Genomic DNA, 14208 nt, shown 5'->3' on the forward strand with positions numbered 1-14208 from the left:
AAGGAGAAAAAGAACCGCTGACAGGCAGGGCCGCCCCGCGGGGCGGCCCTGCCTGTCCAACCCCGGGAGGTGGGCCAGAATTCATCAGCACAAGTGGGCCAGAATCCATTGTCACAGCCACCGGCGACCTCGGCTGCCTCATGGACAGCGCGGTGCAGCTGACGAGTGGAGATCGGATCGGTGCATCTCTGGCCTGGGAACAACCAGCCGTGCGGCAATATGACGTTCCGGCGCTTGCCCTCACGCCACCAGAGCCGCAGCAGTTCCAGCAACTGCGGTGACAGCATGGCGTTGCGGTCCTTGCGCCCCTTACCCTGTTCGACACGGATCAGCATGCGGGTGCTGTCGATGTCGTCAATCTTGAGGGCGGCGACTTCGGACACGCGCAGCCCGGCGCCATAGGCGGTGGCGAGTGCAGCTTTGTATTTGGCGCCAGGTGCTGCCTCAAGCAATCGCCCGACCTCTTCGACGCTAAGCACGTCTGGTAGTTTACGTGGGTGACGGATTATCACGAGCCGCCGCGACAGGTCGGGCCGGTCGAGCGTGATGGTGAAGAAGAAGCGCAACGCCGATACGGAGCTATTGATCGTCGGCGGCTGCGCGCCATTCTCGTGCTGGTAAACTTGAAAACGGCGGATGTCCTCGGAAGTCGCCGTATCAGGTGAGCGGCCGAGAAACGCCGCGAAGTTCTTTACGAAACGAATATAGTCGCGCTGCGTATCTTCTCTGAGGCCGCGCATCGCCATGTCTTCGAGCATGCGCCGACGCAACGGGCTGACGGACGGTTGGGCTGGTGGGTTGGTCATCAGGGGCTCCTCTCGAGCTGAAGGTTGACCCCTCGATGCTCGAACCCCGACCTAAACTGCTCAAGCCAAAACGGCCGTGACGATAGCCCCCTACCTCACCTCAAGCACCAATCCCGCGCGAGCGGGTTCGTCCTTGGGTCGACTCCGGACACTCGTCCGGGCATCCCGTAGAGCGGGCCGTAACTGATAGGCTCAGCGTGAGGCTGCGCACTCGTCCATCAGCCAAACAGGGCGCGGAGGTGGTCGTTCAGAAATACGCCGGTCGGGTCGCGTTCGCGGCGGAGCGCACGGAATTGTTCGGCTTTCGGATAGAGCGCAGTTACATCTGCTGCGTCGAGAAAATGCATTTTGCCCCAGTGGGGCCGGGAATTGCAGCGCCGCAGGAGGGTATCGACGTCGCGCAGATAGTCCCAGTAGTCGATGCCGGGTCCGCCCGAGACGGAGAGCGTGACGCTGTCCTGATGGTGAAACGGGCTCATCCAGGCCGGATCGCCGGCGGTGAAGCGGAATTCGATCGGATAGATGCAGTTGGTGTGCTCCGTTAACATCAGTTCGCGCACCGCCCGCAGCGCGTCTTTTCCATGTTGAACGGGCACGGCGTATTCCAGTTCGTGGAAATTCGGCACGTATTCGATCGGATAGATCTCTGAACTATACGCGATGCGTTCGAAGTCGCGTTCCATCGGCTCGGCATCGGTTATGTCCATCACCTTCATTTCGCAGACATCGGCGATCTTGTTGGTGCTGGAGACCGGCGCTGTATCCGGCAGGCAGTAGAGGTGGCGGCTTTCCGGTACCGGGCACCAGAAGAAGCCGAAATGCCGGTGGTTGGCGGCGAGTTCGTCGTAGCGGTCCATGCAGGTTTCGAAATCGTCGCGCCAGAGGTGTTCGTGCAGATTATAGGCCGGCATGGCCTGGAGCGTGATTTCCGAAATCACGCCGAGAGTACCGACCGCAACGCGGGCGGCGTGCAGCATGTCGGTATTCTGCTCATCGACCGTCAGAATGCTGCCGTCGGGCTGGACCAGTCGCATTGCGACGATCTGCGAGGCCATGTTGGACAGGCGCGCGCCGGTGCCGTGGGTGCCGGTGCAGAGCGCACCGGCGACCGCCTGGGTATCGATATCGCCTTGGTTGATCAGTGACAGACCCGCCGCTTTCAGTGCTTTCCCGATCGTGCCGATCCGCGTGCCCGCGCTGACAGTCACGCGCTGACAGTCAGGATCGATCGCGCGGATGCCGGTCATGTTTGCGAGGGTCAGCAGCAAGCCGCCGGTGGCAACGACCGGCGTGAAGGAATGGCCCGAGCCAGCGCAGCGGATGTTCAACGCCTGCGCATGGGCTTTTGCGATCAGTTCGGCCAGTTCAGCCTCGCTGCCAGGGGCGGCCTTGTAGAGGGGGACGCAGGATTGGTTGCCGACCCAGTTGCGCCATAGCCCGCCTTTTTCGAAATCCGGCATGATATGTCCGTTCAGATCGCTGTGAAACCGTTATCGACAAACAGATGCGTGCCGGAGATGAAGCTCGCCTCATCGCTGGCAAGGAATAGGGCGGCCTGGGCCACTTCCTCCGGCCGGCACATGCGGCCCTGCTGTGCGGCGATCGCGGCCTCGGAGACATCGACGCCGATGCTGGTGAGCAGTTCGAGTTCACGCTCGCCGTGGGCGGTTTTGATGAATCCGGGGCACACCGCGTTGCAGCGGATTTTGCGGTCGCGATATTCCACCGCGATCGCGCGGGCGAACATGTGGCAGGCACCCTTTGTGGTGTCGTACAGCACTTCGCCCGGCGTTGCGGCGACCGCCGAGATCGAGGAGGTGCAGACGATGGCTCCGCCCCCTGCCGCAATCATGCCGGGCAGGACGGCGCGGGTCATCAGAAACATGCTGCGGACGTTGATCGTCATCAGCCGGTCCCAGTCGTCGGCGGTGGTTTCGAGAAACGGTTTCACAATCAGCGTGCCGGCATGGTTGAACAGAACGGTGATCGGGCCGAGGGCGGCGCTGGCGGTGCCCACCGCCGCAGCGACATCGGCTTCGTTCGAGACATCGGCGGCGGCGAATACCGCTTCGTAGCCGGCACAGCGTAAGGTGTCGGCGAGGGCTTCGCCGTCGCTGTGCGGCAGGTCGGCGATAGCGATCTTGGCCCCTTCGCGGGCGAACAATTCCGAGGCCGCCCGCCCGCAACCGCCCGCGCCCCCGCTGATCAGCGCGATTTTTCCGGCCAGCCTGCCGGGACGCATACCAGCTGTCGTCGACGATGGGGTCATGCTCAGTCTGCGCTCCCTTCCAGCGCGTGTTCCTCGGATGCGATCAGCCCGGCACGCGCGGCGATCTGTTCGCGGTTGATCGGCGGGCCCTGGAAGCGTTTGCGCTCGAAGCCGAACCAGATGACGCTTGTGAGTGCCAGCACGCCGAGGGTGACGGTGAGCGCCTGGTTGTTCGGGGGCTGCACGCCGACATAGAGCAGAACCGCGGCACCGATGATCGCCAGCACCGCGACGACGGGATAGAGCAGGCCGACGTCGAACGGTCCCATCACGGTCCAACTGCGGCGGAAGGCAAGCAGGCCCGCGACGATCGGCAGCAAATAGGAAATATAGAGGAAAATCACGCAGACGGCGGCGATGGTGGTGTAGACCGGTGCGTAGATCGTGAAAGCGATCGAGAGCAGAGCGACCGCCCAGATCGCGATCATCGGTGTGCGGAAACTGTGGCTGACTTTGCGCAGATAGCGCGATCCGGGCAGTCCGCCGTCCCGCGAGAAGGCGAAGACCATGCGGCTGGCCGAGGTGACGGTGGCGAGGCCGCAAAGATATTGGGCGATAGCGATGGCGACGTAGAGCGGCAGTTTCAGCCCGGCGGGGATCACGTGATCCATGATCCAGAAAAACACATTGCCGCCCTGTGCCGCCGCCTGATCCATGTTCGGCACGGCGAGGATGACTGCGGAGAGCATGGTCCAGCCGAACAGGCCGGACCAGACGACGGAATGGATCATGCCGCGCGGGATCGAACGGGCAGCGTCAATCGTTTCCTCGGCGGTATGGGCCGAAGCGTCGAAGCCAGTGACGGTGTAGGCCGGCAGAAGTAGGCCCAGCAGGAACAGATAGGTCAGGTTGCCGGTGTGCGGCCAAGTGCTGCCACCAGCCTTACCACTGTAGTTGGTGAAGGTCCACAGCCGTGACAGGTCGAGATGCGGTGCGTAGGCGAGCAAGGCGACCGTGAGGGCAAGGGCGCTGCCAAGAATCAGATAACCGGAGAAATCAGTCAGTTTCGAGGTGAGCCTGATGCCGAGATGGTTGACCACGCCCTGGCTGAGGGTAATGCCGCCGACGATCATTGTCTGGACCAGAATACTGTGGGCGGTGGGTGTGCCGGGGGTCAGGGCCGCAGTATCGATTCCCAGTGCCGGGGCAAGCGCGCCGAGCAGGAACAGATAGGTGCCGACATTGATTGCGGCGAGCACGGTGATCAGCCCGATCAGGTTGAACCAGGCGGTGATCCAGCCCAGAAACCGGCCGCCGAGCAGCGACGCCCAGTGATAGAGGCCGCCCGCCGTGGGGTAGGCCGAGCCGATCTGGCCCATCGCGATCGCGAAGAACAGCGAGAATAGGCACGAGAGCGGCCAGCCGATGCCGATCGAGGCGCCACCGACACTCGCAATACCCTGGCTGAACGAATTGATGCCCCCCGAGACGATGCAGATGATCGAAAATGAGATCGCGAAGTTCTGAAATGTCCGCATGCGGCGGGCGAGTTCCTGAGCGTAGCCCATCTGGTGCAGCGTTGCGGTATCCTGATCGAGAATGCGGGTATCGTCGGGTCGTTCGGACATGATCAGTCTCCCAAAAATTGCCTGGACGCCGTGTGGACTGGCGGTGGCACGCTTGCGCGTACGGCCTTCCTAAAAAATTCCCGCTCTGTGACCGGCGGGTTGGTCGATGATAAAATCATGACAGTGGCGAAGCGGATCAGCTATATCCCGAAAGAGATATGCGGCTCGGCAGCGAGATCGGGCTGTCATGGATCGATGGGGAGATGGATGGCGGAGGCTCAGCAGCGACCGGTCGTCAGTGCGCCCGCTGCACCCGACCTCGGGACGATTGCGGCAGTGGTCGGTCAGATCGGGACGCCGGCATTGCCGCTCGCACTCGACGGCTTGCTGAGAACGGTCACCGCTTTCGATCTGTCGGTCATTTTCGGTTATCCCTACGGTGAGGGGCCGCGCCTGCTGCATGATGGTTACGGCGCGCACGCGACCCGCGCGGCGCTCGATGCCTATCTGCGCGGGGCGTATCTGCTCGATCCGTTCTACACCGCAAGCGTGCAGGGGCATCCGCCAGGGCTGTGGCGGATGAGCGAACTGGCGCCGGATCATTTTTTTCAGTCCGATTTCTACGGTGCGTCGGACGTGCATCCGTGTATTTCGCTCGAACCGGGCTCGCTGGTCGAGGAAATCGGGTTTCTGGTACCGCTGCCCTGCGGATTTACCGCTGCCTATTCGCTGATGCGCAAGACCGGGCGATCGGCGTTCAGCGAGAGCGAGATGGACCGGTTGCGTGCGCTGGAGCCGATTGTGCGGGAGGTTGTCCGCAGCCAGTGGCGGCAACTCGACAGCGCGGCACCGGCCGCTGCGCTCGACGGTGCGCTGGAAGCCGCCTTCACCCGGTTCGCGCAAGATGATCTGACGTATCAGCAGCGACGGATCGTGCAACTTATCCTGCGCGGCCACAGCACGCTCTCGATCAGCACAATCATCGGCACCACCGAAGGCACCGTCAAAATTCACCGGAAAAACATCTATCGTCGGCTCGGGATTTCGAGCCAGAGCGAGTTGTTCGGCCGCTTCATCAAGAGCCCATTCGCAATTGATCCAATGTGAGATGGTTGGCCGACCCGGCGCTCAGGCGACGCCCAAAATCTACCGCTTTATGTTGGTTCTCTGGGTGAGATTGTATAATTCCATTCTGGGTGGAATGTGTTGCCCTTGATATTGAGGGTCGTCATCTCCTCGTCGGTGACCTTGATACCCTTTGGGTAGTCGCGGGTATCCAGTTCATATCGCACGGTCAGCCCTATTTTGGTCGTGGTGGAGGCGATCAGTTCGACCACCGTTTTCGGGACAAACAAGCCTCATGTGCTCTGCAGCCGACGCTTCATGATGACCAGCAAGGGTTTGGCCGCAGGGTTGCACATCGACCTTTCAACTGCCGTCATCGCGTGGATCGCGGCCACACTTCTGTCCGCCTTCATCCTGATCAGCGCGCCTTTATACGCGTCGATCAGAAACGCTGCGGTGGATTGCGGATGCAGGTCCACAGGAAGGTCGCCGACTTCTTGTGGTCGGTCAAATACCGTTCATTTCCCAAATCGATCAGATCATTTGGAGAAAGGCTTTGACATTTTGGCATTTATATATCTATCAATTCTGAAATAAAATATTTCTACAAATCGAATAAAAATAATATTATAAATAAAAAACCACGAACCAAAACAATTCAGGAAATCGTTAATACAGTACATTAATATAATCGAAGTACGTTTCAGTAATTAGTTCAACGAAAGGAAACAATCATCACATGAGCTTCGCTCGCCCTCTTGTTGATATGCGAACCCGCCCAACTTTTCTACATAAGTTTTTTGGAGGATTACCTGGCTGTCCCGAATTCGAGACCGTTCGGTGGTTGAATCGACGCGTTGGAGCGAACGATCCGGACCATTTCCGGCGCGCTACCGATCTAGATACATTTCTTGCGGAAATGACCGATGCCGGAATCGGAACGGGTATTATGGTCGGACGAAGCACACCAACTGTACGGATCAGTAACGACGCTCTTGCCGAGATCGTGCAGCGATCAAAGGGGCGCCTTCTTGGCATCGCGTCGATCGATCCTCTCGAACTCGGCGAGCAAGACGCGCTGGCAGAATTGAGGCGTGCAATCGGTCAACTTGATCTCTCCGGACTAAACGTCGACGCCGGCTTTTACGAGAAGGCGCTGTTACCGCATGATGATCGACTGATGCCGCTATACGAAGCGTGCTCCGATATGCAGATTCCAGTCTGCATCATGTCCGGACCGACGACACCCGATCTCACGTTCAACGATCCGTTTGCCGTCGATATTGTGGCCAGGACATTCCCGAAGCTGAAGATCATCTGCTGCCACGGCTTCTATCCACGCGTTGCCGATATGATCGCCGTCGCCTTCCGGAACGAGAACGTCTTCGTATCCCCGGACATGTACACATGGTCTCCAGGCGGCCGTCTCTACATCGAGGCGGCAAACGGCTTCATGCGCGATCAGCTTCTCTTCGGATCGTCGTACCCGTTCCGACCGATGCGTCAGGGCGTTGAGGATCTGGGGGCGGCCGATCTGACAGACGAGGCGGTATCCCGTGTCGGTTGGGAGAATGCCGAGCAGCTTTTCAAAATTGGCAAGCAGGCCCGCCATTCCGTAGCACAACGGGCCTGATGCGAGGCTTATCGACGTCACTCGACGACCATCGCTTCCACTGGGTTCGCATACACACCGATGGAGTCAAATACTCAGTGATCGCGACATAACAGAGAGTGGATATAGATTCGTTCAGGACTCCGGCAGCTGAGAAATCTCATTCGCCTTTGCCCGCGACGAATCTTCCCACTCAGTTTTATTCGAAAGGTAAAAGACGCTTAGAATAACGGAGGACTACGTCATGCTTACAACAAACAAAATAAATGCGCCCGTTTTCCGCGACGCGAAGGCGGTAAATGTGTCCGGTCGACTGGAGCGTTTGCCAATGACATCTTATCAGCGTCGTGTTTTTGCCGCCGTCGCGACGGCGTGGCTAGCTGATCAGGTCAATGTGGCATTACTGGTGTTTCTGGTTGGGCCCATCGCTGCCTATTTCCACTTGACGAAGGTGCAGATCGGTTTGCTCGCGTCCATGACATTTCTTGGGCAATTGATTGGCAATCTCGTCGCCGGATATATCTCGGATCGGATGGGCCGCCGGTACGCTTTTCAGCTCACGATGCTGATCTGGGGCATGGGTAGTTTTCTAGCAGCAGGCGCCACGGGAATCGTAACGCTCATGGTATTCCGGCTCATTATCGGCATTGGTGTCGGTGGCGAAGCACCGGTGGCACAGGCAATTCTGTCGGAAATCATCCCCGCCGATAAACGGGGCTTCTATATTTCGTTCATGGAGGGCTTTTGGGCTGTGGGCTTCGTCATATCGGGCCTGCTCAGTTATACGGTCCTTCCCTATCTGGGATGGCGAGGTGTGTTCGTGGCTGTCGGCATACTCTCGCTCGTCATTTTCTGGGCAAGACGGATTATATTCGAATCCCCCCGCTGGCTGGTCGATCAGGGACGGTATGACGAAGCGGATATGGTCCTGACCAATGTAGAGAATGAGGTCATGAAAAAGTGGGGCAAAGCTCTGCCGCCCCCCAAACAATATATTCCGGAAACGTCGCAATCCATCAGGAATCCATTCCATATTCTTTTCACGCACGCCTATCTGCGCAGCACGATCATGCTGGCCGGGCTCTGGTTTTTCGCCCTTCTCGGTTATTTCGGACTCACCTCCTGGCTCGCCGTGATACTGACACAGCATGGCTTCTCGGTCATAAAATCTATCGGTTTTGTGAGTCTCATCACGATAGGTGGTATACCCGGGTTCTTCGCGGCTGGCCTGCTGCTCGAACGGTTGGGGCGAAAGATTACGACCGCCCTGTTTCTCATTATGAGCGCCGTTCTTGCATATATCTACGGGCACTCGATCAGCGCGGAATTGCTCTTCGTGAGCGGATTCTTCATGCAATTCTTCATGTTCGGCATGTGGTGCTGCCTCTACGCCTACACGCCGGAATTGTATCCGACCCGAGCGCGGTCGACCGGATCCGGTGTTGCTTCAGCATTCGGACGAGTTGGAGCCATTCTCGGCCCGATCGTTGTTGGCTTCATCATCAGCGGCGCCGGCCAGGGAGCGGTGTTTTCATTGGGAGCGGTAAGCTTCGTAATCGCCGCGGCCCTGGTGCTCATCTTTGGTATTGAGACCAGGGGTCGTGTCCTGGAAGATATCTCGCGGCAAGAGGAGATCGCCTGACTGCGCATTTACCGAACCGATAGTAGCAGTACGGAGGCCGGGGGAACCTATCGACCCCGTGCCTCCGGGCGGGAAAGCCAAGGTGCCTGTTCCTCGTCCATCCGATCCAACATGCCGATCAAAGCATGGATCAGTGGAAGGACCGGCTCGCTCTCGAACCAGAACAGCCCAATCTGCTGCTGGATCGAAGGGGAGACAAGCCGTAGAATGCGCGTCCCAGGAAATGCGCCGGTCACATAGCGAAAATGACCTGCGATGATCGTCGCGTAGTGACCATGCATGACATGGAAAGCAAGGTTAACAAAGGAATCCGCCTCGATCCGCGGCATGACGTCGAGACCTTCCGCCGCGAACACGGCGTCCACGATCCGCCTCTCCTCCATGCTCCGTGGCAGAAGGCAAAGTGGCAACGCAGCCGCCTCCGTCCATGTAGCGCTTTTGTTTCGTGGAAAGTTCGGCTTTGACGGTACCAGAAGAGCCATGTCGTCGCTGTAAAGAAGTCGCATGGCGATCTGCGAAGACCCAAGCAGGTTCAGATAGCCGATGCCAAGATCGAGTTCAAAATTCAAAACCCTGCGCCGGAGTTCGTCGATGCCGAGAAAGCAGATATTGACCGTCACCGCAGGGTAGCGCTGCGTCAACGCGCTGGTGATGAATGGCAGTATCGGCGAACAAGAGGGCATGGCACCGATCCGGAGTTGCCCTGTGAGGTTCCCTTTCATCATGGAGAGTTCCTGCCGCATCATGTCCAGATCACCGATAAATCGCCGGGCCCATTCGACGATTCTTGCACCTTCCGCAGTAAATCCCTGAAAGCGGTGATCACGCAGGACGATCGCTGCACCCAGTTCTTCTTCCAGTTGACGGATGGCGTTGGACAAGCCCGATTGCGAAACATGGCATTGGGTGGCCGCGCGACCGAAATGCTCTGTCTGTGCCAAAGCAACGAGGTACTCAAACTGGCGAATAAACATGCGAAAGCCGTGACGCGGTTTTCCCAAAGGAGAAAGAGACTTCTGAACTGAACCCGGGGAATCGCATATGGAACTCCACGATCGACTTTGCGGTCCGCGTGTGATTTTTGGTAGATCAGTTACAGGGCGGATTTTCCATAGTTCGACTTGTATGGATGGAAAGCGTGTTCGTTCGAACACCGCAAAACCAAGCACCGCAAAACCAAGCTCAAATGCCCCGACCTATTTGACGATTGATCCGGGATATTTTGCGAGCAGGGCGACATATGTCGGCGACATCGCCTGTTTTGGAAAGAATGCTTTCCAGACTGATGCGGGCAGTAATTGGTCGGGCGGCGGAGCGAAAACGAAATCTGATTTGGTCACCATCGCATGGCACGCATCACAGCTTGCCACTTTCCCGAACGCAACCGATTTTCCGGTTGGCGAATAGGCCGCCATCACCCAGTTACGGTTGGCAGCGTCGTAGCCCGATAATTTCAGCATCGCGGTGACGCCCGTGAGTTTGTGTTTGGCATTATAATTATTCTTGATCAGCAGACTGCCATTGGGATAACGCGTGACGCCCTGCACTGATCGGGCTGCGGTGATCGCAGCGCTGGCTGCTTGATTGCTCAGATCGGTTGTGAATACGTCAACAGTGCGTGATCCGGGTTGAAACGCGTGGCTGAACGGCATGATGGGTTTGGATTTTTCGAGCGCACTGATCTGCTGCCAGAGCTTGGCTGGAGAGGGCGGTGTGGCGTGAGCGGGGGGAGCATTGTTCGCTGCTGCGCTCGCGGCAAAGCCTATGACAATTATGCCAGATGACAGCGCGCTGAGCAAAAAGACGGGGGTTCGACGCATGGCTTTCTCCTTGCTTGTTGGTGATGAGCGGTCTTCGCGTCTGCGGGAGGCGAGGATCACTGCCAGTCCCATTTCACGAAAATCGCTTTACCCTGTGGTGATACCAGAAAATCAGCGAATCGCTTGACGATCGGACGCTTTTCGCCGGCGTAAGTCAGAGCGATTCCAGCATCGCGATAGATTTCGTATTGCGGCGCGATCGATACGGTGGTTGCCAGCTTGGGGTTGGCTACCTGCCAGATGTTCCAAATCAGCCAGGCATCAAGGGATTTATCCTTGATCCAATCGGCCCGGGCAGTGGCACTGTTGCCAGCCACCACGGCGATGTTCTTTCGGAATGCCCGAATGTCGGCAATCTTCCCGGTCCGGCCGGTGACATCCTCCCATAAACCCTGTTGGCCCGCGCCGTTGACCACCAGAATATGATGGCCGGGCTTGAACAGGTCTGTCATGCCGGTGATGTGGTCCAGGTTGCCAGGACGCACGAGAATAGCGGCGGGGCGCAGATACAGCGGCTCGACCGTCGCGGGGTCGATCTGGGTCGACAAGGCTGTCTGGACGTCGCTCATCATGGTCTCGGCGCCACTGAAAATATCAGATCGGCATTGGTCTTCGCCATCGCCAGTCATTTCGGGGTTGGGCCAGCGACGACAATCACCTTGACGTGGTGGGCGGCGCTGAATTGCTGCGCCGCCTCAGCCATCGCCGGAGTGGGGCCACCAGGGCCGTAGACATAAATTGGCGTTGCCGCGCGGGACGCGTGGATCCCCGCGATCGACATCGCCACTACCAATCCCGGTACCATGGATTTGGCCATTATTATGTCCCCGAATGAGAAGATTCCCTCGCGATTATCGATGGATCAGGACTTCGCCGTCCATGAAATTTGCGTCTTGCCGGGTTTCGCGACCCGCCAGACGCCCTTCACACCCTGGCCGGTGACATCGCCGGGCTGTTTATCCTTGATCCAGGTGTAGAGCGGATAGCCTTGATAGGTCAGTTGCTTTTCACTGCCCTTGCGGACCGCGATGCCCCATGGCTTCATTGATTTGAAGCCCGCTGGAGCGGCAACTGGCGGCCATAGCGTCGCGCATTCGCCATAGCAGGTCGATTTATGGCTGTGGGGCACGTCCTTTTTGAACTCATAGACTGTCATGCCAGACGATGTTGCGTAGACTTGGCCAAGTTTTGTGGCCTGCAGCCGAATCGCTTTTGGTAGATTTGCGTGCATCGCCGCGTGGGCTGCAAACCCAACGGTCAGGGCCAGAACCGCGCCAATTGCAAGGGCGGGGAGGGTCTTTTTTGGGGACATGATATTTCTCCAAAAATCAGTGGAAAAGTAAGACGTGGTGTGCGTGGTGAGAGTAAGTTCCAGCCGTGCCACAAAGAGGGAATTTATCGCTCGTCGCCCCGGATCTCGCGGGTTGGCATGCCAGACCGTTTCGATGATCAGGCGGGTCTCATCATGACTTCCTCCGACGTGCTGAATGGTTGGTCAATCGGTGCAGCGGGGCAATCGCACGATCAAATCGCATTTTCGTCATCACGGATTTGATTGGCGATCCGGTGCAGTCGTTGCGGTAGCGTGTCTGCAATCACCGCATAACCGATCCCGCCATGAATCCAAGCAAAACTTGTGTGATCCCGCCCTCGGTGTTCGACCATTCTGATTGTTGATGCCGGAATCTCCATTTTGCGGACCAACAAGATCAGATTATCACCTGACTGATCACGATAGAGCACCGCTGCCGCCGGACCATGGATCGTCGCGACCCAATCGACCTCGATGCGCTGAAAGCCCGCAGCGGTGAGATCCGGAAGACGGAATTTACGCCCGACACGATGCCAAATCGCAGCGGGATCGCCGCTCGGTTGTGCGGTAGGGTGGGTCATCTTGGTTGGATGCGATCGGTCATGGCCGCGATCTGCGAAAATCTGATAGGCAGCTTTGCTTTCCAACGCGAGCGATGGAATGCCAGTATCGCGTGCCAGCGATTGGTCGGCTCCTGTTTGCCCGTGGCCAAACCAACCCGCTGCGCCGCCAAGTCCGAGAGCGATCAGAAATCCAGCCGCTGCGCGTATCTGGGGGCCGAACCACGACCTTGCCCGTTGTTGTCGTTGGCCCGTGCCATCCATACTACCATTCAACGCGATATGCGCCATGGTCAGTTCGGGGGGCAGAGGTTCAGTCATGACGGGATCGAATGTCGCCCGCAGCGCGTTGGTTTGGGCGATCCACGCATCAACGCGTCGGCGCTGACCGGGGTTGTTAATCAGATAGTCTTCCACCACTGCGCGGCGCGCGTCGTCCAACTTGCCATCGACATAGGCGTGCAGGTCATCGTCGGTGATCGGCGGCATTGAATGGGTCATTTGATCCGCCGCAATAATGGGGGTGTGGCACCATCCATCAAGGCACCGAGCCGGTCACGCGCGCGGCTCAGACGCGACATGACGGTGCCCAGCGGGACATCGAGCATGGCTGCAACCTCGGCATAAGTGAAGTTTTCCAGCGTTACCAGCAACAGCACCTCCCGCATCTCATCAGGGAGCGAAGCCAGTCCCGCGCTCAGATCGTGTATACGCAGTCCGCTTTCCTGGTGTGCAGAAACCCGGAACATGGGCGCATCACCCCCGAGCGCTGCATCGTCGAGTGGAACCGTGTGCCGGAATTTTGCTTTACGCCGATCGCTGATGAAGCGATGACGCATGATGGTGAACAGCCAGGGTCGGACAGCATCGTGAGGCATTTGCGGTTTGACGTTGGCCAGTGCGAGGATTACGGAATCGTGGACCAGATCATCAGCATCCTGCGCCGAGCCCAGGAGAGCCCGCGCATATCGACGCAATGCCGGGATGACCGCCTCGATCGCGGGATTCATCGTGCGCATTGGCGGGGTGCATCAACCATCAGCCGTGGGACCTCCTAGGATCGATCACCCAATCAACGCATGATCAGACCAATTATTCCATCGAGCAGAAAATATTTGCAAAATATTTCCTGCTTACCCATGTTGATCAGCCGTTTTTCTTGATGTACAAAACAGGAACATTCAGGCGTGAGCGGAGGGTTTCGATGGCGCGCAATGCGGTGCAGTTGCAGAAGGGGCTGAGCGAGGCCGAATTCGATCGGTTGTACGGCACTGAGGAGCAATGCCGGGCCGTGGTGATCAAGCTGCGCTGGCGGGAGGGGTTTTCCTGCCCGGTCTGCGGCGGGACATCGTACAGCGAGATCAAGACGCGCGACTTGTTCCAATGCAGCACCTGCCGTCGCCAGACCTCGCCGATTGCGGGGACGATTTTTGCTTCGACCAAGCTGCCGCTGCGCACGTGGTTTCGTGCGATGTACCATCTGACGCAGAACAAACAGGGGATATCCTCGATCGAACTGGGCCGGCGCCTCGGTGTCCGCCAGACCACGGCGTGGATGCTCAAGCACAAGCTCCAGCAGGCGATGATGGAGCGCGACGGGCGCAAACGTCTGAA

The 14208-nt window shown here is 58.4% G+C and carries 16 protein-coding genes and 1 pseudogene; 4 read left to right on the top strand and 13 right to left on the bottom strand.

Annotation, left to right across the window (positions count from 1 at the left end; all coding sequences use genetic code 11):
* From L2A60_RS18180 to L2A60_RS18195, 4 genes are all read right to left on the bottom strand, one after another.
* Nucleotides 1-806 (bottom strand): tyrosine-type recombinase/integrase (locus L2A60_RS18180; protein ID WP_235705870.1); only part of this gene is annotated, 806 nt, incomplete at its 3' end.
* 218 nt (nt 807-1024) lie between these two features.
* Entirely contained in the window at nt 1025-2266 is a 1242-nt protein-coding gene (locus L2A60_RS18185; protein WP_235705873.1) for a D-arabinono-1,4-lactone oxidase, read from the bottom strand.
* 11 nt (nt 2267-2277) lie between these two features.
* Complete coding sequence (locus L2A60_RS18190) at nt 2278-3075, bottom strand: SDR family NAD(P)-dependent oxidoreductase (RefSeq protein ID WP_235705875.1); 798 nt, start codon at nt 3073-3075, stop codon at nt 2278-2280.
* 2 nt (nt 3076-3077) lie between these two features.
* Complete coding sequence (locus tag L2A60_RS18195; protein ID WP_235705877.1) at nt 3078-4643, bottom strand: amino acid permease; 1566 nt, start codon at nt 4641-4643, stop codon at nt 3078-3080.
* 207 nt (nt 4644-4850) lie between these two features.
* On the opposite strand from L2A60_RS18195, the gene L2A60_RS18200 reads away from it, so the two are divergent.
* Nucleotides 4851-5690 carry a helix-turn-helix transcriptional regulator gene (locus L2A60_RS18200; protein ID WP_235705878.1) on the top strand — a complete coding sequence of 280 codons (840 nt, stop codon included), beginning with the start codon at nt 4851-4853 and terminating at the stop codon, nt 5688-5690.
* Between the two features lie 47 nt (nt 5691-5737).
* Here the strand turns inward: L2A60_RS18200 and L2A60_RS18205 are convergent.
* A pseudogene (locus L2A60_RS18205) lies at nt 5738-5920 on the bottom strand (ISAzo13-like element transposase-related protein); the annotation flags it as partial.
* 21 nt (nt 5921-5941) lie between these two features.
* Nucleotides 5942-6127 (bottom strand): hypothetical protein, encoded by a 186-nt coding sequence (locus L2A60_RS18210; protein ID WP_235705880.1) that lies wholly within the window; start codon nt 6125-6127, stop codon nt 5942-5944.
* A 440-nt stretch (nt 6128-6567) separates the two neighbouring features.
* Between L2A60_RS18210 and L2A60_RS18215 the strand changes: the two genes are divergently transcribed.
* Entirely contained in the window at nt 6568-7281 is a 714-nt protein-coding gene (locus L2A60_RS18215; protein WP_235705882.1) for an amidohydrolase family protein, read from the top strand.
* Between the two features lie 223 nt (nt 7282-7504).
* On the top strand, nt 7505-8902 hold the full coding sequence (locus L2A60_RS18220; protein WP_235705883.1) for an MFS transporter: 1398 nt from the start codon (nt 7505-7507) through the stop codon (nt 8900-8902).
* A 47-nt stretch (nt 8903-8949) separates the two neighbouring features.
* Here L2A60_RS18220 and L2A60_RS18225 read toward each other — a convergent pair whose 3' ends face one another.
* The 7 genes from L2A60_RS18225 to L2A60_RS18255 all read right to left on the bottom strand — a co-directional run bounded on the left by L2A60_RS18225 (nt 8950) and on the right by L2A60_RS18255 (nt 13604).
* The gene (locus L2A60_RS18225; RefSeq protein WP_235705884.1) at nt 8950-9876 is read right to left on the bottom strand and encodes a LysR family transcriptional regulator; all 927 of its coding nucleotides are present in this window, start codon (nt 9874-9876) and stop codon (nt 8950-8952) included.
* A 222-nt stretch (nt 9877-10098) separates the two neighbouring features.
* Nucleotides 10099-10722, bottom strand: a complete 624-nt coding sequence (locus L2A60_RS18230) for a cytochrome P460 family protein (protein WP_235705886.1) — start codon at nt 10720-10722, stop codon at nt 10099-10101.
* A 56-nt stretch (nt 10723-10778) separates the two neighbouring features.
* Complete coding sequence (locus tag L2A60_RS18235; protein WP_235705887.1) at nt 10779-11351, bottom strand: substrate-binding domain-containing protein; 573 nt, start codon at nt 11349-11351, stop codon at nt 10779-10781.
* Entirely contained in the window at nt 11348-11539 is a 192-nt protein-coding gene (locus L2A60_RS18240; RefSeq protein ID WP_235705890.1) for a hypothetical protein, read from the bottom strand. Before L2A60_RS18240 ends, L2A60_RS18235 begins: the two co-directional genes overlap by 4 nt.
* A gap of 45 nt (nt 11540-11584) precedes the next feature.
* Nucleotides 11585-12034 (bottom strand): COG4315 family predicted lipoprotein, encoded by a 450-nt coding sequence (locus L2A60_RS18245; RefSeq protein ID WP_235705892.1) that lies wholly within the window; start codon nt 12032-12034, stop codon nt 11585-11587.
* Between the two features lie 212 nt (nt 12035-12246).
* Complete coding sequence (locus L2A60_RS18250; RefSeq protein ID WP_235705893.1) at nt 12247-13095, bottom strand: anti-sigma factor family protein; 849 nt, start codon at nt 13093-13095, stop codon at nt 12247-12249.
* A complete protein-coding gene (locus tag L2A60_RS18255; protein WP_235705895.1) occupies nt 13092-13604 on the bottom strand; it encodes an RNA polymerase sigma factor in 513 nt (170 codons plus the stop codon). Before L2A60_RS18255 ends, L2A60_RS18250 begins: the two co-directional genes overlap by 4 nt.
* 194 nt (nt 13605-13798) lie before the next feature.
* On the opposite strand from L2A60_RS18255, the gene L2A60_RS18260 reads away from it, so the two are divergent.
* Nucleotides 13799-14208 (top strand): transposase (locus tag L2A60_RS18260; RefSeq protein WP_235705896.1); only part of this gene is annotated, 410 nt, incomplete at its 3' end.

It is taken from the genome of Acidiphilium iwatense (genome assembly GCF_021556475.1).
Classification (GTDB): Bacteria; Pseudomonadota; Alphaproteobacteria; order Acetobacterales; family Acetobacteraceae; genus Acidiphilium; species Acidiphilium iwatense.

Coding starts and splice junctions, on each gene's coding strand:
- L2A60_RS18215 (WP_235705882.1), top strand. CDS start 6,568: ATGACCGATGCCGGAATCGGAACGGGTATTATGGTCGGACGAAGCACA.
- L2A60_RS18235 (WP_235705887.1), bottom strand. CDS start 11,351: ATGACTGGCGATGGCGAAGACCAATGCCGATCTGATATTTTCAGTGGC.
- L2A60_RS18230 (WP_235705886.1), bottom strand. CDS start 10,722: ATGCGTCGAACCCCCGTCTTTTTGCTCAGCGCGCTGTCATCTGGCATA.
- L2A60_RS18225 (WP_235705884.1), bottom strand. CDS start 9,876: ATGTTTATTCGCCAGTTTGAGTACCTCGTTGCTTTGGCACAGACAGAG.
- L2A60_RS18185 (WP_235705873.1), bottom strand. CDS start 2,266: ATGCCGGATTTCGAAAAAGGCGGGCTATGGCGCAACTGGGTCGGCAAC.
- L2A60_RS18195 (WP_235705877.1), bottom strand. CDS start 4,643: ATGTCCGAACGACCCGACGATACCCGCATTCTCGATCAGGATACCGCA.
- L2A60_RS18240 (WP_235705890.1), bottom strand. CDS start 11,539: ATGGCCAAATCCATGGTACCGGGATTGGTAGTGGCGATGTCGATCGCG.
- L2A60_RS18190 (WP_235705875.1), bottom strand. CDS start 3,075: ATGACCCCATCGTCGACGACAGCTGGTATGCGTCCCGGCAGGCTGGCC.
- L2A60_RS18220 (WP_235705883.1), top strand. CDS start 7,505: ATGCTTACAACAAACAAAATAAATGCGCCCGTTTTCCGCGACGCGAAG.
- L2A60_RS18250 (WP_235705893.1), bottom strand. CDS start 13,095: ATGACCCATTCAATGCCGCCGATCACCGACGATGACCTGCACGCCTAT.
- L2A60_RS18200 (WP_235705878.1), top strand. CDS start 4,851: ATGGCGGAGGCTCAGCAGCGACCGGTCGTCAGTGCGCCCGCTGCACCC.
- L2A60_RS18255 (WP_235705895.1), bottom strand. CDS start 13,604: ATGAATCCCGCGATCGAGGCGGTCATCCCGGCATTGCGTCGATATGCG.
- L2A60_RS18245 (WP_235705892.1), bottom strand. CDS start 12,034: ATGTCCCCAAAAAAGACCCTCCCCGCCCTTGCAATTGGCGCGGTTCTG.